The organism is Azotobacter beijerinckii (assembly GCF_900110885.1).
Taxonomy (GTDB): Bacteria; Pseudomonadota; Gammaproteobacteria; order Pseudomonadales; family Pseudomonadaceae; genus Azotobacter; species Azotobacter beijerinckii.
The window spans coordinates 118197-138458 of sequence record NZ_FOFJ01000005.1 but is presented as its reverse complement, the minus strand read 5'-3'; the positions used below and the strand labels follow the sequence as shown (position 1 = coordinate 138458).

The 20262-nt window shown below is 69.0% G+C and carries 20 protein-coding genes; 10 read left to right on the top strand and 10 right to left on the bottom strand.

Annotated elements, in window-relative coordinates; genetic code table 11:
* Positions 1–28 precede the first annotated feature (28 nt).
* From BMY22_RS04365 to trmA, 4 genes are all read left to right on the top strand, one after another.
* Positions 29–1912 carry a TonB-dependent receptor domain-containing protein gene (locus BMY22_RS04365; protein ID WP_090619864.1) on the top strand — a complete coding sequence of 628 codons (1884 nt, stop codon included), beginning with the start codon at positions 29–31 and terminating at the stop codon, positions 1910–1912.
* A gap of 127 nt (positions 1913–2039) precedes the next feature.
* Positions 2040–2618, top strand: coding sequence for a peroxiredoxin (locus BMY22_RS04360; RefSeq protein WP_090619862.1), 579 nt, complete (start codon positions 2040–2042; stop codon positions 2616–2618).
* Positions 2619–2740: 122 nt separating this feature from the next.
* A complete protein-coding gene (locus tag BMY22_RS04355; RefSeq protein ID WP_090619861.1) occupies positions 2741–4036 on the top strand; it encodes an NCS2 family permease in 1296 nt (431 codons plus the stop codon).
* Between the two features lie 192 nt (positions 4037–4228).
* Entirely contained in the window at positions 4229–5317 is a 1089-nt protein-coding gene (gene trmA, locus BMY22_RS04350) for a tRNA (uridine(54)-C5)-methyltransferase TrmA (RefSeq protein ID WP_090619859.1), read from the top strand.
* Positions 5318–5319: 2 nt separating this feature from the next.
* On the opposite strand, the gene BMY22_RS04345 is transcribed toward trmA, so the two are convergent.
* A complete protein-coding gene (locus BMY22_RS04345; protein ID WP_090619858.1) occupies positions 5320–5835 on the bottom strand; it encodes a DUF4345 family protein in 516 nt (171 codons plus the stop codon).
* Positions 5836–6038: 203 nt separating this feature from the next.
* Here BMY22_RS04345 and BMY22_RS04340 point away from each other — a divergent pair, with 203 nt between their 5' ends.
* Positions 6039–6476, top strand: coding sequence for a DUF411 domain-containing protein (locus BMY22_RS04340; protein WP_090619856.1), 438 nt, complete (start codon positions 6039–6041; stop codon positions 6474–6476).
* A 13-nt stretch (positions 6477–6489) separates the two neighbouring features.
* Here BMY22_RS04340 and BMY22_RS04335 read toward each other — a convergent pair whose 3' ends face one another.
* From BMY22_RS04335 to BMY22_RS04325, 3 genes are all read right to left on the bottom strand, one after another.
* Positions 6490–7041, bottom strand: coding sequence for an HAD family hydrolase (locus tag BMY22_RS04335; protein WP_208599228.1), 552 nt, complete (start codon positions 7039–7041; stop codon positions 6490–6492).
* 32 nt (positions 7042–7073) lie between these two features.
* The gene (gene tesB, locus BMY22_RS04330; RefSeq protein WP_090619853.1) at positions 7074–7946 is read right to left on the bottom strand and encodes an acyl-CoA thioesterase II; all 873 of its coding nucleotides are present in this window, start codon (positions 7944–7946) and stop codon (positions 7074–7076) included.
* Positions 7947–8042: 96 nt separating this feature from the next.
* Positions 8043–8819, bottom strand: coding sequence for a ferredoxin--NADP reductase (locus tag BMY22_RS04325; RefSeq protein WP_090619851.1), 777 nt, complete (start codon positions 8817–8819; stop codon positions 8043–8045).
* A gap of 136 nt (positions 8820–8955) precedes the next feature.
* On the opposite strand from BMY22_RS04325, the gene BMY22_RS04320 reads away from it, so the two are divergent.
* From BMY22_RS04320 to BMY22_RS04300, 5 genes are all read left to right on the top strand, one after another.
* Complete coding sequence (locus BMY22_RS04320; RefSeq protein WP_090619850.1) at positions 8956–10065, top strand: methyltransferase; 1110 nt, start codon at positions 8956–8958, stop codon at positions 10063–10065.
* A gap of 380 nt (positions 10066–10445) precedes the next feature.
* Positions 10446–11522, top strand: a complete 1077-nt coding sequence (gene alr / locus BMY22_RS04315) for an alanine racemase (RefSeq protein ID WP_090619848.1) — start codon at positions 10446–10448, stop codon at positions 11520–11522.
* A gap of 120 nt (positions 11523–11642) precedes the next feature.
* A complete protein-coding gene (locus tag BMY22_RS04310) occupies positions 11643–13949 on the top strand; it encodes a YgiQ family radical SAM protein (protein WP_090619847.1) in 2307 nt (768 codons plus the stop codon).
* A 203-nt stretch (positions 13950–14152) separates the two neighbouring features.
* Complete coding sequence (locus BMY22_RS04305) at positions 14153–14752, top strand: PepSY-associated TM helix domain-containing protein (protein WP_090619845.1); 600 nt, start codon at positions 14153–14155, stop codon at positions 14750–14752.
* A gap of 11 nt (positions 14753–14763) precedes the next feature.
* Complete coding sequence (locus BMY22_RS04300) at positions 14764–15276, top strand: DUF2271 domain-containing protein (RefSeq protein WP_090619844.1); 513 nt, start codon at positions 14764–14766, stop codon at positions 15274–15276.
* 11 nt (positions 15277–15287) lie between these two features.
* Here the strand turns inward: BMY22_RS04300 and BMY22_RS04295 are convergent, their stop codons facing one another.
* The 6 genes from BMY22_RS04295 to rpsF all read right to left on the bottom strand — a co-directional run bounded on the left by BMY22_RS04295 (position 15288) and on the right by rpsF (position 20150).
* Positions 15288–16505, bottom strand: a complete 1218-nt coding sequence (locus BMY22_RS04295; RefSeq protein ID WP_090619842.1) for an MFS transporter — start codon at positions 16503–16505, stop codon at positions 15288–15290.
* 74 nt (positions 16506–16579) lie between these two features.
* Positions 16580–17971 (bottom strand): replicative DNA helicase, encoded by a 1392-nt coding sequence (dnaB, locus tag BMY22_RS04290; RefSeq protein WP_090619841.1) that lies wholly within the window; start codon positions 17969–17971, stop codon positions 16580–16582.
* 111 nt (positions 17972–18082) lie between these two features.
* The gene (gene rplI, locus BMY22_RS04285) at positions 18083–18529 is read right to left on the bottom strand and encodes a 50S ribosomal protein L9 (RefSeq protein ID WP_090619839.1); all 447 of its coding nucleotides are present in this window, start codon (positions 18527–18529) and stop codon (positions 18083–18085) included.
* Positions 18530–18572: 43 nt separating this feature from the next.
* On the bottom strand, positions 18573–19439 hold the full coding sequence (locus BMY22_RS04280) for a hypothetical protein (RefSeq protein WP_090619838.1): 867 nt from the start codon (positions 19437–19439) through the stop codon (positions 18573–18575).
* A 35-nt stretch (positions 19440–19474) separates the two neighbouring features.
* The gene (rpsR, locus tag BMY22_RS04275) at positions 19475–19705 is read right to left on the bottom strand and encodes a 30S ribosomal protein S18 (RefSeq protein WP_012699436.1); all 231 of its coding nucleotides are present in this window, start codon (positions 19703–19705) and stop codon (positions 19475–19477) included.
* 28 nt (positions 19706–19733) lie between these two features.
* Positions 19734–20150: a 30S ribosomal protein S6 gene (gene rpsF, locus BMY22_RS04270; protein WP_090619836.1), complete on the bottom strand. Its 417-nt coding sequence runs from the start codon at positions 20148–20150 to the stop codon at positions 19734–19736.
* Positions 20151–20262: the final 112 nt, after the last annotated feature.

The following is a 20262-nucleotide window of genomic DNA, read 5'->3' as shown; positions in this document are numbered from 1 at the left end:
GGTGAGAAACCGCCGGCGCAGGCGCGGAATGAAGCTTTCCCGCCTCGCCCTGGCGGTGCTCCTGCCGCCCGGCGGCGCCCTTGCCGCCGAAGCGGCCGACGCCCCGCAGGTCTACCTGCCGGCCCAGGTCGTTGCCTCCCGGCAGTTGCCCGAGTCCGCGGGGCCGTCGAGCGCCGCCGCCACGGTATTCAACCGCGACGATATCGAGCGCCTGCAGGTGCAGAGCGTGCCGGAGCTGCTGAACCGGGTGCCCGGCGTCTTCATGGTCCAGGCCGGCGGGCGCGGCACGCTGACCGGCGCGTTCATCCGCGGCGCCAATCCCGGCCAGACCCTGGTGCTGGTCGACGGGGTGCGCATCAATGCCGCCGCCAGCGGCCTGGCCCGCCTGGAGTTTCTCGACCCCGGACGGATCGAGCGGATCGAGGTGATCCGTGGCCCGCAGGCCAGCCAGTACGGTGCCGATGCGATCGGCGGGCTGATCCGGATCACCACCCGCCGCGGCCAGCCCCGCCTGCGCCTGGCGGCCGGCAGCCAGGGCAGCTTCGAGCGCGAGCTGGGGCTGTCCGGCGGCGACGGCCAGACCCGCTTCGACCTCGGCGCCAGCCAGGTGGAGAGTCAGGGATTCGACCGCAGTTCCGACGATCGCGGACACGACGCCGACCATGACGGCTTTCGCCGCCGGGCCCTCGACCTGACCCTGGCGCACCGTTTCGGCGATGGCCTCGAAGCCGGACTGAACCTGCTCGACCAGCGCGGCGAAAGCGAGCTCGACGACGTCTACAACTTCAGGCCCGGCGACGCCTACGAGCGCTTCAGCGTCAGCAGCGCCGCCGCCCATCTCGAGGCCCGCCCCACGGACGACTGGACCAGCCGCCTGGAGCTCGGCCACTTCGAGAACAAGAGCGAAAACCGCAACGACCTCAATGCGCTCAACAACTACAGCTTCAACACCTACCGGGACTCGCTGGTCTGGTTCAACACCCTCCGGCTCGACGACCGCCGGCAGCTGCTGCTCGGCGCCGAGTGGTACGAGGAGCGCTTGGGCAGCGATCTCGACTACGCCGAAAGCCGGCGCTGGAACCGCGCGGCCTTCCTCCGCCACAGCTACCGGGGCGAGGGCTTCAGCGCCGAAGTCGGCCTGCGCCACGACGACAACCAGCGCTTCGGCAGCGAAGACAGCTGGAGCGCGGCGCTGGGCCTGGACGTGGCGCCGGCGACCCGACTGGCCCTGAGCTACGCCGAAGGCTTCCATGCCCCGACCTTCAGCGAGCTCTACGTTCCGCCCACCCCCTTCTACCGCGGCAACCCCGACCTCTCGGCGGAACGCTCGAAAAGCTACGAGATCGCGCTGCGCGGCGAACACCGCTCGACCCAATGGAGTCTCTCCGCCTACCGCACCGAGGTGGACGACCTGATCGTCGTGACCGGCCGGCCGGGGCAACTCTTCAACCGCCCGGAGAACATCGCCAAGGCACGCCTGCAGGGCCTGGAACTGAGCCTGGCGCGCACCCTCCTCGGCTGGCGGGCCGCGCTGGCCGCCAGCCTGGTCGACCCGCGCGACCGCGCCACCGGCCACACCCTGCCGCGCCGGGCCAAGCGCAACCTGAGCCTGGACCTCGACCGCCAGTTCGGCACCTTCGCCGTCGGCCTCGGCTGGCAGGCGGTATCCAGCCGCTACGACGACGACGCCAACCAGCATGAAGTATCCGGCTACGCCCTGCTCGGCCTGCGCGGCAGCTGGCAGATGAGCGGCACGCTGAAATGGCAGGTCAAGATCGACAACCTGCTCGACAAGGACTATTCGCAGGCCCTCTACAAGCGACCGGACACCCCCTTCTATACCCGCATCAGCCAGCACGAGTACCGCCAGGAAGGCCGCAGCGCCCTGCTCTCGCTGAGCTGGGTGCCATAGCTCCCCTGCAGTCGCCGAAAGCGGCCCCTACCCGATTGCGAGCCGCGCAAAGGCACGCCTCGGATGCAGCGGGCCGCAGATCCTGGGAGACTGCCCGAGTCCCCAATGGCCAAAGGAGTCGGTAACCATGCGCTCGGACAACCTTCTCGCTCTTCCCGATGATCTGCCCGTTCCACCGGACGATGGCGCCTGCGACCACCTTCCCGGTGCGCGACTTCCGCCGATCGCTTTGCAGGCGACCTCCGGAGATGCCGTGGATCTTTCTAGGGTCGGAATGCCCTGGGTCGTCGTCTATTGCTATCCGCGGACAGGGAAACCCGATCAGGAGCCGCTTGGCGGCACGCAGGCATGGAACGCGATACCCGGTGCCCGTGGCTGTACGCCCCAGTCCTGTGCCTACCGCGACCATCATGCGGAACTCCATGCCCTGGGCGCGTCGGTCTATGGCCTGAGCACGCAGGATACGGAGTACCAGCGGGAAGCCGTCGAGCGGCTGCACCTGCCGTTTCCGCTGTTGAGCGACGCCCGGCTCGCCCTCGCCGGAGCACTGCGGCTTCCCACCTTCGCGGTGGCCGGGCAGGAACTGATCAGGCGGCTCACGCTGATCGCCCGCGACGGCAGGATCGAGAAGGTGTTCTACCCCGTCTACCCCGCCGACAGCGATGCGGAACACGTCATGGCATGGCTCGCCGCCCAGGGGTGCTAGCGCCTGGGCGCCCGGCAAATTTTCGCCGCTCCGCCGAGCTGCTATCATCCGCAGCCCTTTCGCGCCGCGGCGCGCATCCCGCCCAGCCCTCCCCCGCGGCCGGGGCATCGACGGAGGTCCGCATGCTGGAGAAGCTGTTCCGACTCGAGGCGCACGGCACCACGCTGCGTACCGAGCTGCTGGCCGGCCTGACCACCTTCCTGACCATGGCCTACATCCTCTTCGTCAACCCGAGCATCCTCGCCGAGACCGGCATGGACAAGGGTGCGGTGTTCGTCGCCACCGCCCTGGCCGCGGCGATCGGCTCGGCGCTGATGGGACTGATCGCCAACTACCCGATCGCGCTGGCCCCCGGCATGGGCCTCAACGCCTTCTTCACCTACGGCGTGGTGCTGCAGATGGGCCACAGCTGGCAGGTCGGGCTCGGCGCGGTGTTCCTCTCCGCCTGCCTGTTCCTGCTGATCTCGCTGCTGCGCATCCGCGAGTGGATCATCGACAGCATCCCGCTGGAGCTGCGCCTGGCCATCGGCGCCGGCATCGGCCTGTTCCTCGCGCTGATCGCCCTGCAGAACGCCGGCATCGTCGTCGACCATCCGGTGACCCTGCTGACCCTCGGCGATCTGACCGAGGCCCCGCCGATCCTCGCCGCGCTGGGCTTCCTCTTGATCGTCGTGCTGGAGGCGCGGCGGGTGCCCGGCGCGGTGCTGCTCGGCATCCTCGCCGTGACCCTCGCCGCCGTCGGTCTCGGCGTCACGCCCTTCGCCGGCGTGCTGGCGCTACCGCCGTCGCTGGCGCCGACCCTGCTCCAGCTGGACATCGCCGGCGCGCTGGAAATCGGCCTGCTCAGCGTGGTCTTCGCCTTCCTGTTCGTCGACGTGTTCGACAACTCCGGCACCCTGATCGCGGTAGCCCGCCGCGCCGGGCTGATGGCGCCGGACGGCCGCCTGCCGAAGATCGGCCGCGCGCTCATCGCCGACAGCGCCGCGGCCCTGGGCGGCGCGCTGCTCGGTACCTCGACCACCACCAGCTACATCGAGTCCGCGGCCGGGGTGAGCGCCGGCGGGCGCACCGGGCTGACCGCCTGCACCGTCGCCGTGCTGTTTCTGCTCAGCCTGTTCTTCGCCCCGCTGGCCGCCAGCATTCCGCCCTTCGCCACCGCGCCGGTGCTGCTGTTCGTCGCCGTACTGATGGTTTCCTCGCTCGCCGAAGTCGACTGGAGCGACCTGACCACCGCCGCGCCGGTGCTGGTCACCGCCCTGGCGATGCCGCTGACCTACTCGATCGCCAACGGCATCGCCTTCGGCTTCATCGCCTGGAGCGCGATCAAGCTCTGCGCCGGCCGCCGCCACGAGCTGAACCCCGCGCTGTTGATCCTCGCCGGGCTGTTCGTGGTCAAACTGGGCTGGTTCAACGCATGAGCCATATTCCGAACGGATCGGGCGCGCCTGCCACGTCGATGCCGACCCCCGCAGGGTGGAAAACGGCCGTAGGCCTTTCCCGCCAGGCCGGATGGAAAATCCCTGCGCGCGTTTTCCACCCTACGGCAGCCCCCTGAAAACCAGTCGCCGCAATCAGGCGCCTATCCGCCCCCGCAACCCACGAGTACCCCCATGAGCCTCCCGCACTTCGATCCCTCGCACTACGACACCCAGCTGGCCGGGAAGAAGGCGCGCCTGGCCGAACTGCTGGCGCCCTTCGCCGCCCCCGAACCGGAGGTCTTCGACTCGCCCCGCGAGCACTACCGCCTGCGCGCCGAATTCCGTCTGTGGCGCGAGGGCGAGGAGCGCCATTACGCGATGTTCGCTCCCGGCGACAAGCACACGCCGATCCTTCTCGACGACTTCCCCATCGCCGGCGAGCGCATCAACCGGCTGATGCCGGCGCTGAAGGCCGCCTGGCGGAACAGCGCGGCGCTCGCCTTCAAGCTGTTCCAGGTGGAGTTCCTCACCACCCTGGCCGGCGACGCGCTGATCACCCTGTGCTACCACCGCCCGCTGGACGCCCTCTGGCAGACCGCCGCCGAGCAGCTCGCCGCGGAGCTGGGGGCGAGCATCGTCGGCCGCTCGCGGGGCCAGCGGATCGTCGTCGGCCGCGACTACGTGGAAGAGGAACTGGAGGTGGCCGGACGGCGCTTCCGCTACCGCCAGCCGGAGGGCGCCTTCACCCAGCCCAACGGCGCGGTCTGCCGGAAGATGCTGAACTGGGCCTTCGAGGCGCTCGGCGAGCGCGACGACGACCTGCTGGAACTGTACTGCGGCAACGGCAACTTCACCCTGCCGCTGGCGACCCGCGTGCGCCGGGTACTGGCCACCGAGATCAGCAAGACCTCGGTGTACGCCGCGCTGGCCAACCTGGAAGGCAACGGCGTGGACAACGTGACCCTGGTGCGCCTGTCCGCCGAGGAGCTGACCCAAGCGCTCAACGAGGTGCGCCCGTTCCGCCGGCTGGCCGGCATCGACCTGAAGGGCTATGACTTCGGCAGCGTGTTCGTCGACCCGCCGCGCGCCGGCATGGACCCGGACACCTGCGAGCTGACCCGGCGCTTCGAGCGCATCCTCTACATTTCCTGCAACCCGGAAACTCTCGCGGCGAACCTCGCCCAGCTCCACGACACGCACCGTATCGTGCGCTGCGCACTGTTCGACCAGTTCCCCTACACCCATCACATGGAAGCCGGGGTGCTGCTGGAGCGGCGCTGAATTCAGTCCCCCGGCGGATCGCCGCGCAGGTCGATCGACGGCTCCTGGCGGCGGCGCGGCAGATGCTCGACGTCGTCGTCGAACGCGCTTCGGGGCAGCTCCGCCGGCGAGGGCGGCACGGACGGCACCTCGGATTCGGGCTTCAGCCGGTACAGGGCGAGCAGCGCCAGCAGCGCGCTGCCCAGCTTGTAGGCCAAGGCGCCGAGGTCCAGGCTCTGCAGGGCGCCGCCATCCAGCCACAGCGCGCCCAGGCGCGCCAGCACCAGCGCCGTCTGCATGGTGACCAGCAGCACCAGGGCGCTGCGCAGCCGCTCCGGGCGCCGGGTCGACCACAGCAGGAACAGCGCCAGGCCCAGCTGCAACCCGCCGTAGTAGACGCGGGTATTGCTCGCCGAAACCGCCTCCATCAGCAGCATGCCGTTCAGGTTGGCCATCTCGTAGGGCCGCAGCCAGTAGGCCAGACCCACGCCCCCCATGACCACGGCCTGAACCAGCAGGATGATTCGGGCGAAAAGCATGTCGATCCTCTCCATCAAGGGATGGGCCGCCGCCCCTCGCCAGCGCGGGCGAGGCAGCCGTTGGCCATCCGTGCGTCAATCCACAAAAGACCCGCGGCGCGGCCATTGGTTCGCCGCAGCGGAGATTCGCGCCGGACCGGGCGAGGCTTGGGCCACCGGGACACGGAGTTTATGCTGCACGCCTGCCCCAGCCGGAGATCCCCATGCGCCGTCTCGCCCTGCTCGCCGCCCTCGCCTTCGCCGCCGCCGTCCAGGCCGCCGAGCCCATCGCCATCGACGTGTACCGCGATGCCTACTGCAGCTGCTGCAAGACCTGGATTCGCCATCTGCAGGCCAACGGCTTCACCGTCACCGAGCACGTCGAGGAGAACATGAGCAAGATCAAGACCCGCCTGGGCGTGCCCTACAGCCTGGGCTCCTGCCACACCGCGGTGATCGACGGCAGGTTCGTCGAGGGCCATGTGCCGGCCGCCGACATCCTCAGGCTGCGCCGCCAGCCGGACCTGATCGGCGCCGCCGTGCCGGGCATGCCGGTCGGCTCGCCGGGCATGGAAAGCGGCGACCGCCGGGATGCCTACCAGGTGATCGGCGTCGCGCGGGACGGCAGCCGGCGCGTGCTCGCCGACTATCCGCAACGCTGAAGATGCCGGCGCGCTACAGCAGCGCGAGCAGTTCGAAGCAGTCGCGCACCTGCCGGTCGGTCAGCTCGGGCCAGGGATTTGCCGCCGGGCAGACCAGCACGGCGTGCGCCCCGGCGCCGCGCGCGCACTCCAGGTCGTTGCGGTAGTCGCCGACCATCACCAGCGCTCCGGGCGCCACGCCCCAGGCCGCGGCCAGCTGCAGCAGGCCGCCGGGATGGGGCTTGGGCGGCGCCTCGTCGCGGCCGACGATGTCCGCGCGGGCGAAGCAGTCGGCCAGACCGATCGCCTGCAGGGTGAGCAGGGCCAATTCGTGGGCGTTGCGGGTCAAAAGGCCCAAGCGGCAGCCGCGCCCGCGCAGCGCACGCACCAGCTCCGGCGCGCCGGCGGCCGGGCGCGCAGCCAGGGCCAGCGCGCGCTCGTGCTCGAGCAGCCAGGCGTGCTTGGCCGCCGCCTGCGCCACCGGCAGGGCGGCCAGGTGATGGAGGATGTCGTCCTCCGGGGGGATTTCCAGGGCGCGGCGGATGGCGGCGAAGTCGTGCACGGCGACGGTCAGGGTGCCGTCCATGTCGAACACCCAGTAGTGGGCCGCGGCGAACCTCACTGCCAGTCCTCGCGCCGGCGGATCAGGCCTTCCTGGGCCATGGAAGCGACCAGCCGGCCGCGGCGGTCGAACACGTGGCCGCGGGCGAAGCCGCGGGCATTGGCGCTCCAGGGGCTCTCCACCGCGAACAGCAGCCAGTCGTCCAGGCGCAGGTCGCCGTGGAACCACAGGGCATGGTCGAGGCTGGCCACCTGCATGAACTTCTGGAAAACCGACACCCCGTGCGGCTGCAGCGCGGTGTTCAGCAGGGAGAAATCCGAGGCGTAGGCGAGCAGGTAGCGGTGCAGTTGCGGATCGTCCGGCAAGCGTCCGTCGGCGCGGAACCAGGCATGGCGGATCGGCGCGCAGGGCTCGGGGGAGAAGGGGTTGACCCGGGTCACCGGGCGGATTTCGATCGGCTTGGCGCTGATCGCCCAGTCGTGGAGGCGCTCCGGCAGCCGGTCGGCGACCTGCCGCGCCAGCTCGGTTTCCGAAATCAGCCCCTCCGGCCCCGGCACCTCGGGCATGACCGGCTGCTGGTGGTCGAGGCCCTCCTCGCCGGTCTGGAAAGAGGCACAGCAAGTGAAGATCGGCCGGCCCTTCTGGATCGCGGTGACCCGCCGGGCGCTGAAACTCTTGCCGTCGCGCAGCGGGTCGACCTCGTAGAGCACCGGCAGGCTGGCATCGCCGGGGCGCAGGAAGTAGCCGTGCAGCGAGTGCACCTGGCGACCGGACTCGACCGTCTGGCTGGCGGCCGACACCGACTGGCCGAGCACCTGGCCGCCGAACAGCTGGCGCAGGCCGAGGTCCTCGCTACGGCCGCGGAAGAGGTTTTCCTCGATGGGCTCGAGGCTCAGCAGGGCGACCAGGTTGTCCAGAATCTCCGTCATCGGTGTATCCCTCACGCAAGGCTTGGCGGCGGCCAGACGGCCGCCCTGAGGGATACGACTTTGCCAGCGCCGGCCGTCCGGGCCAAGGGGCAGCCGCTACCAGTAGTTCTCCACCGCCACCTGGCCCGGCTGGCGGTTCAGGCTGAGCTGCAGGCCGCGCGCCTTGAGCAGCGCCCGGCAGTCCTTGATCATCTGCGGGTTGCCGCAGAGCATCAGCCGCGAGTGCGCCGGCTCGATCGGCAGGCCGGCGGCGCGCTCCAGCGCGCCGCTGTCGAGCAGCGTGGTGATGCGCTCGTGCAGGGCGCCGGGCACCTTCTCGCGGGTCACCAGCGGCAGGTAGCGCAGTTGCTCCCGGCCACCCGGCGCCTGCATGCGCGCCGGCAGTTCGGCGATCTGCTCGCGGTAGGCCAGCTCGCCCGCGGTGCGCACGCTGTGCACCAGCAGGATGTGTTCGAAGCGCCGCCAGACCTCCGGATCGCGCAGGATCGAAAGAAAAGGCCCGAGCCCGGTGCCGGAGGCCAGCAGCCAGAGGTCGCGGCCGTCGGGGAAGCGCTCGAGGGTGAGGAAACCGTAGGGCTGGCGTTCGACGAACAGCGCATCGCCGGGTTTCAGGCGGCACAGCTCGCTGGTGAACTCGCCGCCCGGCACCACCACGGAGAAGAACTCCAGCTGCTCCTCGGCCGGCGCCGAGACCATCGAATAGGCGCGCCAGACGTTGTTGCCGTCGGCCTTGCCGAGACCGAGACGGGCGAACTGGCCGGCGTGGAAGCGGAACTCCGGCGGGCGCGTGCAGCGCAGGCTGAACAGGGTATCCGTCCACGGCCAGACCTCGAGCAGCGTCTGCCGGGTGAACTTGTCTTCGCTGGCGGTCATACTTCGCTCCTCGTTCGCCGCGGGTATCCGGGCGAACGCTATGACTGTGTCCGGGCCGGCGCTCGCGGCCGGGGCGGATCGACCGCCCGGCAAAGGCGCTGGCCTCTCTTTTGGTATAGACAAGCGCCGTCCCGCCATGCCCATTCTCGATACCCCGTTCGCCCGCCTCGAGCTGCAGCGCCAGCCGCCACGCCGCGACGATCCCCTGCAGGCCTTCGACGCCGCCGACGAGTACCTGCTGCAGCACCTGCCCGCCCAGGCGCGGGTGCTGCTGCTCAACGACACCTTCGGCGCGCTGGCCTGCGCCCTGGCGGGCCATGCCCGGGTGACCAGCAGCGGCGACTCCCACCTGGGCTGGCTGGCCCTGCAGGACAACCTGCGCCGCAACGGCCTGGCGGCGGACACCGTGGACTTCGTGCCGGCCAGCGCGGTCGCCGAGGGCCCCTTCGACCGGGTGCTGATCCGCGTGCCCAAGACCCTGGCGCTGCTCGAGGAGCAACTGATCCGCCTGCACGGCCGGCTGGCGCCGGGCGCCCAGGTGATCGCCGCCGCCATGCTCAAGCACCTGCCGCGCGCCGCGGGCGACCTGCTGGAGCGCTACGTCGGCCCGCTGCAGGCCTCGCTGGCGGTGAAGAAGGCGCGCCTGCTGTTCGCCACGCCGGAAGAAAAACCGGCCCCGCGCTCGCCCTACCCGAGCCGCTACCGCCTCGACCAGCCGCCCGTCGAGCTGGTCAACCACGCCAACCTGTTCTGCCGCGAAGGGCTGGACATCGGCACCCGCGCCTTCCTCCCCCACCAGCCGCGCAACCTCGGCGATGCGCGGGTCGCCGACCTCGGCTGCGGCAACGGGGTGCTGGCCATCGCCTGCGCGCTGGCCAATCCCGAGGCGCGGCTGACCCTGGTCGACGAGTCCTATATGGCCGTGCAGTCGGCCGAAGAGAACTGGCGCACGGCGCTCGGCGCGCGGCCGGTGGAGATCCGCGCCGCCGACGGTCTGGCCGGGCAGGCGGAGCAGTCGCTGGAGGTCGTGCTGTGCAACCCGCCGTTCCACCAGCAGCAGGTGGTCGGCGACTTCCTCGCCTGGCGCATGTTCCAGCAGGCGCGGGCGGCGCTGGTGCCGGGCGGCGCGCTGTGGATCGTCGGCAACCGCCACCTGGGCTACCACGTCAAGCTCAGGAAGCTGTTCTCCCGCGTCGAGCAGGTGGCGGCGACGCCCAAGTTCGTCATCCTCAAGGCGACTCGCTGAACCGGAAACGCTCGGCTCCGCCCGGAGCCGCCACCTGGGCCCGCGCCATCGGTGCGCAGCTTATCCACAGGCTGCGCCAGCACTTTTCTGGGCAAGCGGAGAGCACCTTCGGCCGCCCCGAGTCCCGTCGCCGCAGCCCTTGACACCAGAGAAACCGCCGGTTCCGTTCCTTCGGGCGCGGGTGCCGGCCATTGTCCTGGCCACCGCCGCCCGGCCTCGGGCGAGGAGTTTGTACCCAATCTTATCCACAGAACTTTCGGAGATTTCCCGGGGTGACCGGGGTCTTCCCCGACGTTCGCCGCTACTTCCCCGAACGGGAACCCGCCCGCCACCGCTCCGCCGGGGTACCATGGGCGCCCCCGTTTACCAAGGACTGCCCCATGCGCCCTCTTGTCGCCACGGTCGATCTGGCCGCCATCCTCCACAACCATGCCTTGGCCAAAGGCTGTGCGCCGCAGGCGCGGGCCTTCGCGCTGGTCAAGGCGAATGCCTACGGGCACGGCGTGCGCGAGGTGGTGACGGCGCTGCACGACGAGGCCGACGGCTTCGCCGTGGCCTGTCTGGAGGAGGCCGCCGAGGTCCGCGCCCTGCACAGCCGCGCGCGGATTCTGCTGCTGGAAGGCTGCTTCGAGCCGGCGGAATACCAGCTCGCCGCCCACCTCGGGCTGGACGTGGCGGTGCAGGGCGTCGAGCAGGCCGAGGCACTGCTCGACGCCGAGCTGGAGCGCCCGCTGAAGCTCTGGCTGAAGCTGGACAGCGGCATGCACCGCCTGGGCTTTTCCGCGCCGGACCTGCGCGACTGGCATGCCCGCCTGCAGGGCGCCCGCCAGGTCGCCGAACTGAACCTGATGAGCCACTTCGCCTGCGCCGACGAGCCGAACCACCCACTCACCGCGCAGCAACTGGAACATTTCCAAAGCCTCGCCGACCTGCCGTTCGCCGGACGCAGCCTGGCCAACTCGGCGGCCATCCTCAGCCTGCCGCAGGCCCACCTGGACTGGCTGCGCCCGGGCATCATGCTCTACGGCGCCAGCCCCTTCGCCGGGCGCGATGCCGCGGCGCTGGGCCTGCAGCCGGCGATGACCCTGACCGCGCAACTGATCGCCATCCGCGAGGTGCCGGCCGGGGAAACGGTCGGCTACGGCGCGACCTGGCGAGCCGGGCGGCCGACACGGATCGGCACGGTGAGCTGCGGCTACGCCGACGGCTATCCGCGCAACGCCCCGGCCGGCACCCCGCTGGCGATCAACGGGCGGCGCGCGCCGCTGGCCGGGCGGGTGTCGATGGACATGCTGACGGTGGACCTGAGCGAACTGCCCGAGGCGCGGGTCGGCGATCCGGTGGAGCTGTGGGGTGCCGGACTTCCGGTCGACGAGGTCGCCCGCGCCTGCGGCACCATCGGCTACGAGCTGCTCACCCGGGTGACCGCGCGGGTGCCGCGGCGCTACCGTTTCTAGCCGGGCGCCCGGCCCGTCCGGGCGGGCGGAACCCGGCCTATAGCCGAGTGTTTTGCTCGGCTTTCTGCTCATTTTTTGTGCTATATTGCGCGCCCGTTTTTCTCCGCCCCGGTCCTTGCCATGCACGCAGCCAAGCCGCTCTTCGACTATCCCAAGTACTGGGCCGAATGCTTCGGACCGGCGCCCTTCCTGCCGACGAGCCGGGAGGAAATGGAGCAGCTCGGCTGGGATTCCTGCGACGTGATCATCGTCACCGGCGACGCCTACGTGGACCATCCGTCCTTCGGCATGGCGATCGTCGGCCGCCTGCTCGAAGCCCAGGGCTTCCGGGTCGGTATCGTCAGCCAGCCGGACTGGCACACGAAGGACGACTTCATGAAGCTCGGCAGGCCGAACCTGTTCTTCGGGGTCGCCGCCGGCAACATGGACTCGATGATCAACCGCTACACCGCCGACAGGAAGATCCGCTCCGACGACGCCTACACCCCCGGCGGCCTCGCCGGCAGGCGCCCGGACCGCGCCAGCCTGGTCTACAGCCAGCGCTGCAAGGAGGCCTGGAGCGAGGTGCCGGTGGTGCTCGGCGGCATCGAGGCCTCGCTGCGCCGCATCGCCCACTACGACTACTGGCAGGACAAGGTGCGCCGCTCGATCCTGATGGACGCCACCGCCGACCTGCTGCTGTTCGGCAACGCCGAGCGCGCCGTGGTGGAAGTCGCCCACCGGCTGGCCGCCGGGGAAGGCATCGCGTCGATCACCGACATCCGCGGCAGCGCCTTCGTCCGCCGCGACACGCCGGAGGGCTGGTTCGAGGTCGACTCCACGCGGATCGACCGGCCGGGAAAGGTCGACAAGATCATCAACCCCTACGTCAACACCCAGGATCTCGAGGCCTGCGCCCTCGAACAGGCCCGGGGCGAGCCGGAGGACCCGAGCGCGGCGCAGCCGGTCGAGCTGCTGCCGCATCCGAAGCTGAGCCGCGAACGCACCGTGGTCCGCCTGCCGTCCTTCGAGAAGCTGCGCAACGACCCGGTGCTCTACGCCCACGCCAACCGCGTGCTGCACCAGGAAACCAACCCCGGCAACGCCCGCGCCCTGGTGCAGCGCCACGACACCCTGGACGTCTGGCTCAATCCGCCGCCGATCCCGCTCTCCACCGAGGAGATGGACTACGTGTTCGGCCTGCCCTACGCCCGGGTGCCGCACCCGGCCTACGGCGGCGAGCGCATCCCGGCCTACGAGATGATCCGCTTCTCGGTGAACATCATGCGCGGCTGCTTCGGCGGCTGTACCTTCTGCTCGATCACCGAACACGAAGGGCGGATCATCCAGAACCGCTCGGAGGAGTCGATCCTGCGCGAGATCGAGGAGATCCGCGACCGGGTGCCGGGCTTCACCGGGGTGATCTCCGATCTGGGCGGGCCGACCGCCAACATGTACCGCATCGCCTGCAAGAGCCGGAAGATCGAGGCCGCCTGCCGCAAGCCGTCCTGCGTCTACCCGGGCATCTGCGACAACCTGAACACCGACCATTCGGCGCTGATCCACCTCTACCGCTCGGCCCGCGACCTGCCGGGGGTGAAGAAGATCCTGATCGCCTCCGGGCTGCGCTACGACCTCGCCGTGGAGTCGCCGGAGTACGTCAGGGAGCTGGTCACCCACCATGTCGGCGGCTACCTGAAGATCGCCCCGGAACACACCGAGCAAGGCCCGCTCTCGAAGATGATGAAGCCGGGCATCGGCACCTACGACCGCTTCAAGAAGATGTTCGACAAGTTCTCCAAGGAAGCGGGCAAGGAACAGTACCTGATCCCCTACTTCATCGCCGCGCACCCCGGCACCAGCGACGAGGACATGATGAACCTCGCCCTGTGGCTCAAGCGCAACGATTTTCGCGCCGACCAGGTGCAGGCCTTCTACCCATCGCCGATGGCCACGGCGACGGCCATGTACCACTCGGGACGCGACCCGCTGCACAAGGTGACCTACAAGAGCAACGCGGTGACTATCGTCAAGAGCGAGCGCCAGCGCCGCCTGCACAAGGCCTTCCTGCGCTACCACGACCCGCAGAACTGGCCGCTGCTGCGCGAGGCGCTGAAGGAGCTGGGCCGCAGCGATCTGATCGGCAGCGGCAAGCACCAGCTGATCCCGGCCCACCAGCCGGAGAGCGACGGCTACCACAGCGCGCGGCGCAAGAACTCCACCCCGGCCGGCGGCAAGAAGGTCGGCGGGACCACCAGTGGCCGGGCCACGGCAGGCAAGCCTTTGCTCACCCAGCACACCGGCCTGCCGCCGCGCAGCCAGGACAGCAATCCTTGGGACAAGCGCGAACAGGCCAAGGCCGCCGCCGAAGCGCGGCGCAAGGCCGACAAGGGCGGCAAGTCGGGAGGCAAGGGCGGCAAGCCCAAACGGCCGGTGGCACCGCGCTAGCCTCGCCTCTTGCCCCCGCTTGGAGGGATTCGTGGCGCGCCGCCAGGGCGTGCTGCGGCCGCCGGATCCGGCCCGGTTCTGCACTTCGGCGGGCCGGGGCAGGAATGCGAATCCCTGCTGTTTGTAAATTTCTCGCGCCCCAGCCGAAAACTCAATAAAGTGCCGACCCCGTAGCGCTCACCCCTTTCGTGCAGGACTTTGCAATGCCCCGCTCCTTCCGGCTCGGCACCCTCCGCCAATGGCACTGGATCAGCTCCGCCCTCTGCCTGGCGGGCATGCTGCTGTTCGCCATCACCGGCATCACCCTCAACCACGCCGGGCAGATCGAAAGCCGTCCGCAGGTGGAAAACCACAGCGCCCGGCTACCCCCGCCCCTGCAGGCCGTCCTGCTGGCGGAACCGCCCGAGGCCGGCCTGCCGCCGGCGTTGCAGCAGTGGCTGGAGGGCGAGCTGGATATCCGCTTGGCCGGGCGCGAGGCCGAATGGACGGACGGCACGCTGTACATCGGCCTGGCCCGGCCGGGCGTCGATGCCTGGCTGAGCCTGGACCCCAAGTCCGGCGCGCTGGAGTACGAGTCCACCGACCGCGGCTGGATCGCCTGGCTCAACGACCTGCACAAGGGCCGCAACACCGGCGAAGCCTGGACCTGGTTCATCGATGCGTTCGCCGCGCTCTGCGGGATCTTCAGTCTCACCGGACTGCTGCTGTTGCAACGCCAGGCCGCCTTCCGCCCGAGTACCTGGCCGCTGACCGGCCTCGGCCTGCTGCTGCCGCTGCTGATCGTCCTGCTGTTCGCCCATTGAAGGAGTCATCCATGCGTCACCGCCTGCTGTTGTCCCTCTGCGCGCTGCTCGCCGCGCCGACCTTCGCCGCCGAACTGGAAATCGGTCTGGAAATCCCCCGCCTCGAGGTCGCCGAGTACCACCGCCCCTATGTCGCCGTCTGGCTGCAGCGGCCGGACAAGACGCACGTCGCCGACCTGGCGGTGTGGTACGGGCTGAACATGAAGAACAACAAGGGCGAGAAGTGGCTCGACTCCCTGCGCCAGTGGTGGCAGATCAGCGGTCGCCACCTCGACATGCCGGTGGACGGCGTCAGCGGGGCGACCCGCCCGGTGGGCGAGCACCGCCTGACCTTCAGCGACGACCGCGCACCGCTCAAGGATCTGCCGGCCGGCGAATACCACCTGATGGTCGAGGTGGCCCGCCAGGGCGGCAAGCGCGAGCTGCTGGGTGCGGCCTTCACCTGGCCGCCCGCACAGGCCGAGCAGTTCAAAGCCCAGGGCAAAAGCGAACTGGGCGCCATGACCATCCGCCTGACCCCCTGAGCCGCAGGCCCTCAGCGCTCCGCCTGCTGCGGAGCGCGCCAGGCCAGCAGCCCCAGGGCGGCCAGCGCAGCGAAGGCGGCGCCGGCGAGGAAGGTGGCGGCGGCGCCGAAGCGCTGCCACAGGACGCCGGCGATCACGCTGGCCGCCAGCAGCGCCACGCCACTGAGCAGGTTGAAGAAGCCGAAGGCGGTACCGCGCAAGGCCAGCGGCGCGCTGTCGGCCACCAGCTTGGCCAAGAGGCCCTGGCTGAGGGCCATGTGCAGTCCCCACAGGGCGGCGCCGGCGAAGACCAGCAAAGGACTAGCGGCGCCGGCCAGCAGCAGGTCGGCGAAGATCAGCAGCAACAAGCTGAGCAGCAGCAAGCGGCGCGCATCGAGGCGATCGGCGGCCAGTCCGGCCGGATAGGCGCACAGGGCATAGAACAGGTTCATCACCACCAGGGTCAGCGGAACCAGGCCGAGGGACACGCCGACGTCCTCGGCGCGCAGGATCAGGAAGGCCTCGCTGAAGCGGGCCAGGGTGAACACCGCACCGATGCCCACCACCCACCAATAGGCACCGTGCAACTGGCGCACGTCGCCCAAGCGCAGCGGCGGTCGGACGCCCTCCCCGTCCCCGGCGCACGCCGGCTCCTGCACGTAGCGCAGCAACAGGGCCACGGTGAGGAAGGCCGGGACCACCGCCACCCACATCACCGCCGCGATGTCGTCGGCGAACCAGAACATGAACAGCAACGCCAGCAGCGGACCGGCCACCGCGCCGAGCGAGTCCAGCGCCTGGCGCAGGCCGTAGGCCGCACCGCGCAGCGGCGCCGGCACGATGTCGGCGATCAGCGCATCCCGCGGTGCACCGCGGATGCCCTTGCCGACGCGGTCGGCGAAGCGCGCGGCGAACACCCAGTCGACGCTCGCGGCCAGGGGAAACAGCGGCTTGCTGAAAGCCGCCAGGGCATAGCCAAGCACCATCAGTTGCTTACGCCGCCCCAAGTGGTCGCTGAGCACCCCGGAGAACACCTTGCCGAACGCGGCGGTGGCCTCGGCCACGCCTTCGACGAGACCCACCGTCACCAGCGAGGTGCCGAGCACGCCGACCATGAACAACGGCAACAGGCTGTGGATCAGCTCGGAGGAGGTGTCCATGAGCATCGAGCCGAAGCCCAGCGCCCAGATGCCCGCCGGCAGGGCACGCAGGCCGGCGATGAAGGCGGAAGGACGTGCCGGAGCAGCCATCTCGGCCTCCCTGTGCGGAATGATGTGGCGTCCTGTTTGACGCTAATCCGCATGGACGGGCCTGTCCAGCGCACTCACTCGTCGAACTGGTAGCTGCCCGGCGCCAGGTTCTCGAAACGCGAGTACTTGCCGAGGAAAGCCAGCCGGGAGGTGCCGATCGGGCCGTTACGCTGCTTGCCGATGATGATCTCGGCAACGCCCTTGAACTCGGTTTCCGGGTGATAGACCTCGTCGCGGTAGACAAACATGATGACGTCGGCGTCCTGCTCGATGGCCCCGGATTCGCGCAGGTCGGAGTTCACCGGCCGCTTGTTGGGACGCTGCTCCAGCGAGCGATTGAGCTGCGAGAGGGCGATCACCGGGCAGTTGAACTCCTTGGCCAGCGCCTTCAGCGAGCGGGAGATTTCGGAAATCTCGTTGACCCGGTTGTCGCCGCTGGAGCCGGGGATCTGCATCAGTTGCAGGTAGTCGACCATGATCATGGCGATCTCGCCATGCTCGCGGGCCAGGCGCCGGGTACGAGCACGCATTTCCGCCGGGCTGATGCCGGCAGTGTCGTCGATGAACAGCTTGCGCTCGTTGAGCAGATTGACCGCCGAGGTCAGCCGCGGCCAGTCGTCGTCGTCCAGCCGGCCGGCGCGCACCTTGGTCTGGTCGATCCGCCCGAGCGAGGCGAGCATCCGGATCACGATGGATTCGGCAGGCATCTCCAGGGAATACACCACGACAGCCTTGTCGCTGCGCAGCACGGCGTTCTCCACCAGGTTCATCGCGAAGGTGGTCTTGCCCATCGACGGACGCCCGGCGACGATGACCAGGTCGGCCGGCTGCAGGCCGCTGGTCTGCTCGTCCAGATCGGTGAAGCCGGTGGACAGGCCGGTGATGGCGTCGCCCGAGTTGAACAGCGCGTCGATGCGGTCGATGGCCTTGACCAGGATGTCGTTGATCGCCAGCGGACCGCCGGCCTTCGGCCGCGCCTCGGCGATCTGGAAGATCATCCGCTCAGCCTCGTCGAGAATCTCGTCGCCGCTGCGCCCCTGGGGTGCATAGGCACTATCGGCGATCCGGTTGCTGATGCCGATCAGTTGGCGCAGGGTGGCGCGCTCGCGGACGATCTGCGCATAGGCCTTGATGTTGGCCACCGAGGGGATGTTCTTGGCCAGCTCGCCGAGGTAGGCCAGACCGCCGACCTGCTCCAGGTGGCCTTCCTTGTCCAGTTGCTCGGACAGGGTGACCACGTCGAACGGCATGTTGCGCTCGGCCAGCACCGTGATGGCGCGGAAGATCATGCGGTGATCGTGGCGGTAGAAATCGCCGTCGGAAACCTGGTCGAGCACCCGCTCCCAGGTGTCGTTGTCCAGCATCAAGCCGCCCAGCACGGCCTGCTCGGCCTCGATGGAATGCGGCGGCACCTTGAGGGCGGCGGTTTCCAGATCGTACTGCTCGGGAGGACTGATGTCGTTCATGGCTGGCGAGGATTCCGGGACGGCAGAAAGACATCGGGCACGCTCCGCGGTGCGGAGAGTGCCCGATGTTAGGCGTCTGGCAGCCAGGCCGCCAGACGATATAGCGACTGCTTAGCCGCCGATCACGACCAGGCGGATGCTGGCCTCGACGTCGGTGTGCAGGTGCAGAGCCACGTCGTATTCGCCGGTCTGGCGAATGGTGCCGTTGGGCAGACGCACTTCGCTCTTCGCCACTTCCAGACCGGCAGCGGTCAGGGCGTCGGCAATGTCGGCGGTACCGATGGAACCGAACAGCTTGCCTTCATCGCCAGCGGTGGCGGTGATGGTGATTTCCAGCTCGTTCAGTTGGGCCGCGCGCTCTTCAGCGGAGGCCTTCTTCTCGGCAGCCAGACGCTCCAGCTCGGCGCGACGGGCTTCGAACGCCGCGACGTTCTCGGCGGTGGCCGCGGTGGCCTTGCCCTGCGGCAGCAGGAAGTTGCGCGCGTAACCGCCCTTTACACTCACCTTGTCGCCCAGGTTGCCCAGGTTGGCGATTTTTTCCAGCAGGATGACGTCCATTTGAGTCTTACCTCTTAACTTTTAACCTTCACCGTTTCGCCGCTCAGGAGCCGCCCTTGGGCGTCTGGCGAGCACGAAAATCAATCAGACTGTCGACGATGGCCAAGACCATCAGCAACGGATAGATCAGTTGCATGAACAGCAGCAGCGTCACATACAGCCCCACCAGCCAGAATCGGCCCAGTCGCCCCTGTGCTACCAGCCCGTGTACCAGAGCCACGCCGGCGAAGACCAGCGGCACGCTGCACAACGGCGTCACCATGGCTAGCTGCGGCCCCAGGTTGGGCCCGAGCAGCATGCCGGCCAGCAGCGCGAGCGCCCAGGGAAACGGCAGGCGCAGTACGCGGAACTCGCTGGCAAAACCGCCCGGGTTGTACAGCAGACTCTGCCAGTAGCGGCCCAGTACCAGGGCGAGCAGGCTGACGATCTGCAGCAACGCCGCCAGCAGGCCGGTCAGCACCGGCACCAGCAGGGCTCCCAGGTGCGTCTGCTCGTCCGCCGAGAGCGGACCGGACTCCAGCACCTGCGGCATGAGCTTCTGCAACTCGCCGGCCATCGCCTCGATGGGGGCGCGGAACACCTCCCCCAGCACCAGCGCATAGGCCAAACCGACCGGCACGCTGCCCATCAGCACCAAGCGCCAAGACACACTGGCGCGCAGCAGCTGGGCCAACCCCAAGGTACCGAGCAGCAGCAACAGGGTGCGCGGCTCGCCGAAGTACCACCACACCGCCGCCGGCAGCAGAGCCAGAGCGACGATACCGAAGGCATCGCCCAAACCACGACGCAGCAACACCAGACTGCCCGCCGCCGCGCTCAGCCAGAACAGCAGCGGCAAGGCGGCAGTGCTGACGACCACGAAGCTGGCCTGCATGCGACCGCGCATGATGAACTCGGCCAGGGCGCGCATGCGATCTATCCCTTACTTCTGTCGACCGCCCGTCATCAACGGCCGTGGCTGTCGGTGTAGGGCAGCAGGGCCAGGTAGCGGGCACGCTTGATGGCGGTGGCCAGCTGACGCTGATAACGGGCCTTGGTACCGGTGATGCGGCTAGGAACGATCTTGCCGGTTTCGGAGATGTAGGCCTTCAGGGTGTTGAGATCCTTGAAGTCGATCTCTTTCACGCCTTCGGCGGTGAAGCGGCAGAACTTACGACGACGGAAGAAACGTGCCATGGGAGTTGCTCCTCAATAGATCCGTGGATTACTCGTCAGCTTTATCGCTGTCGCTATCGCTGTCGTGACCTTCGTGGCCGCCGTGTTCGGGGCGCTCACGACGCTCGCGGCGCTCGCTACGGTTTTCCTCGGCCTTGAGCATCTCGGACTGGCCGGTGACGGCTTCGTCGCGGCGGATGACCAGGTTGCGGATGACAGCGTCGTTGTAGCGGAAGTTGTCTTCCAGCTCGGCCAGGGCCTTGCCACTGCACTCGACGTTCAGCATCACGTAGTGAGCCTTGTGCACGTTGTTGATGGCATAAGCCAGTTGGCGACGGCCCCAGTCTTCCAGGCGATGGATCTTGCCGCCGTCTTCTTCGATCAGCTTGGTGTAACGCTCCACCATGCCGCCGACCTGCTCGCTCTGATCCGGATGGACCAGAAAAATGATTTCGTAATGACGCATTGGATGCTCCTTACGGGTTGTAGCCTGCCGACGCGGTGCGGTCAGGCAAGGAGTGAAGACTCGTTGGACTTGCCCTGAGCCGGGGCGCAGTGCCCAGGCTCAAGGCAAGGGG

Coding starts and splice junctions, on each gene's coding strand:
- BMY22_RS04295 (WP_090619842.1), bottom strand. CDS start 16,505: ATGGCTGCTCCGGCACGTCCTTCCGCCTTCATCGCCGGCCTGCGTGCC.
- BMY22_RS04320 (WP_090619850.1), top strand. CDS start 8,956: ATGCCCATTCTCGATACCCCGTTCGCCCGCCTCGAGCTGCAGCGCCAG.
- rplI (WP_090619839.1), bottom strand. CDS start 18,529: ATGGACGTCATCCTGCTGGAAAAAATCGCCAACCTGGGCAACCTGGGC.
- BMY22_RS04340 (WP_090619856.1), top strand. CDS start 6,039: ATGCGCCGTCTCGCCCTGCTCGCCGCCCTCGCCTTCGCCGCCGCCGTC.
- tesB (WP_090619853.1), bottom strand. CDS start 7,946: ATGACGGAGATTCTGGACAACCTGGTCGCCCTGCTGAGCCTCGAGCCC.
- BMY22_RS04360 (WP_090619862.1), top strand. CDS start 2,040: ATGCGCTCGGACAACCTTCTCGCTCTTCCCGATGATCTGCCCGTTCCA.
- trmA (WP_090619859.1), top strand. CDS start 4,229: ATGAGCCTCCCGCACTTCGATCCCTCGCACTACGACACCCAGCTGGCC.
- BMY22_RS04325 (WP_090619851.1), bottom strand. CDS start 8,819: ATGACCGCCAGCGAAGACAAGTTCACCCGGCAGACGCTGCTCGAGGTC.
- BMY22_RS04305 (WP_090619845.1), top strand. CDS start 14,153: ATGCCCCGCTCCTTCCGGCTCGGCACCCTCCGCCAATGGCACTGGATC.
- BMY22_RS04335 (WP_208599228.1), bottom strand. CDS start 7,041: ATGGACGGCACCCTGACCGTCGCCGTGCACGACTTCGCCGCCATCCGC.
- BMY22_RS04280 (WP_090619838.1), bottom strand. CDS start 19,439: ATGCGCGCCCTGGCCGAGTTCATCATGCGCGGTCGCATGCAGGCCAGC.
- BMY22_RS04345 (WP_090619858.1), bottom strand. CDS start 5,835: ATGCTTTTCGCCCGAATCATCCTGCTGGTTCAGGCCGTGGTCATGGGG.
- dnaB (WP_090619841.1), bottom strand. CDS start 17,971: ATGAACGACATCAGTCCTCCCGAGCAGTACGATCTGGAAACCGCCGCC.
- alr (WP_090619848.1), top strand. CDS start 10,446: ATGCGCCCTCTTGTCGCCACGGTCGATCTGGCCGCCATCCTCCACAAC.
- rpsF (WP_090619836.1), bottom strand. CDS start 20,150: ATGCGTCATTACGAAATCATTTTTCTGGTCCATCCGGATCAGAGCGAG.
- BMY22_RS04310 (WP_090619847.1), top strand. CDS start 11,643: ATGCACGCAGCCAAGCCGCTCTTCGACTATCCCAAGTACTGGGCCGAA.
- BMY22_RS04355 (WP_090619861.1), top strand. CDS start 2,741: ATGCTGGAGAAGCTGTTCCGACTCGAGGCGCACGGCACCACGCTGCGT.
- rpsR (WP_012699436.1), bottom strand. CDS start 19,705: ATGGCACGTTTCTTCCGTCGTCGTAAGTTCTGCCGCTTCACCGCCGAA.
- BMY22_RS04365 (WP_090619864.1), top strand. CDS start 29: ATGAAGCTTTCCCGCCTCGCCCTGGCGGTGCTCCTGCCGCCCGGCGGC.
- BMY22_RS04300 (WP_090619844.1), top strand. CDS start 14,764: ATGCGTCACCGCCTGCTGTTGTCCCTCTGCGCGCTGCTCGCCGCGCCG.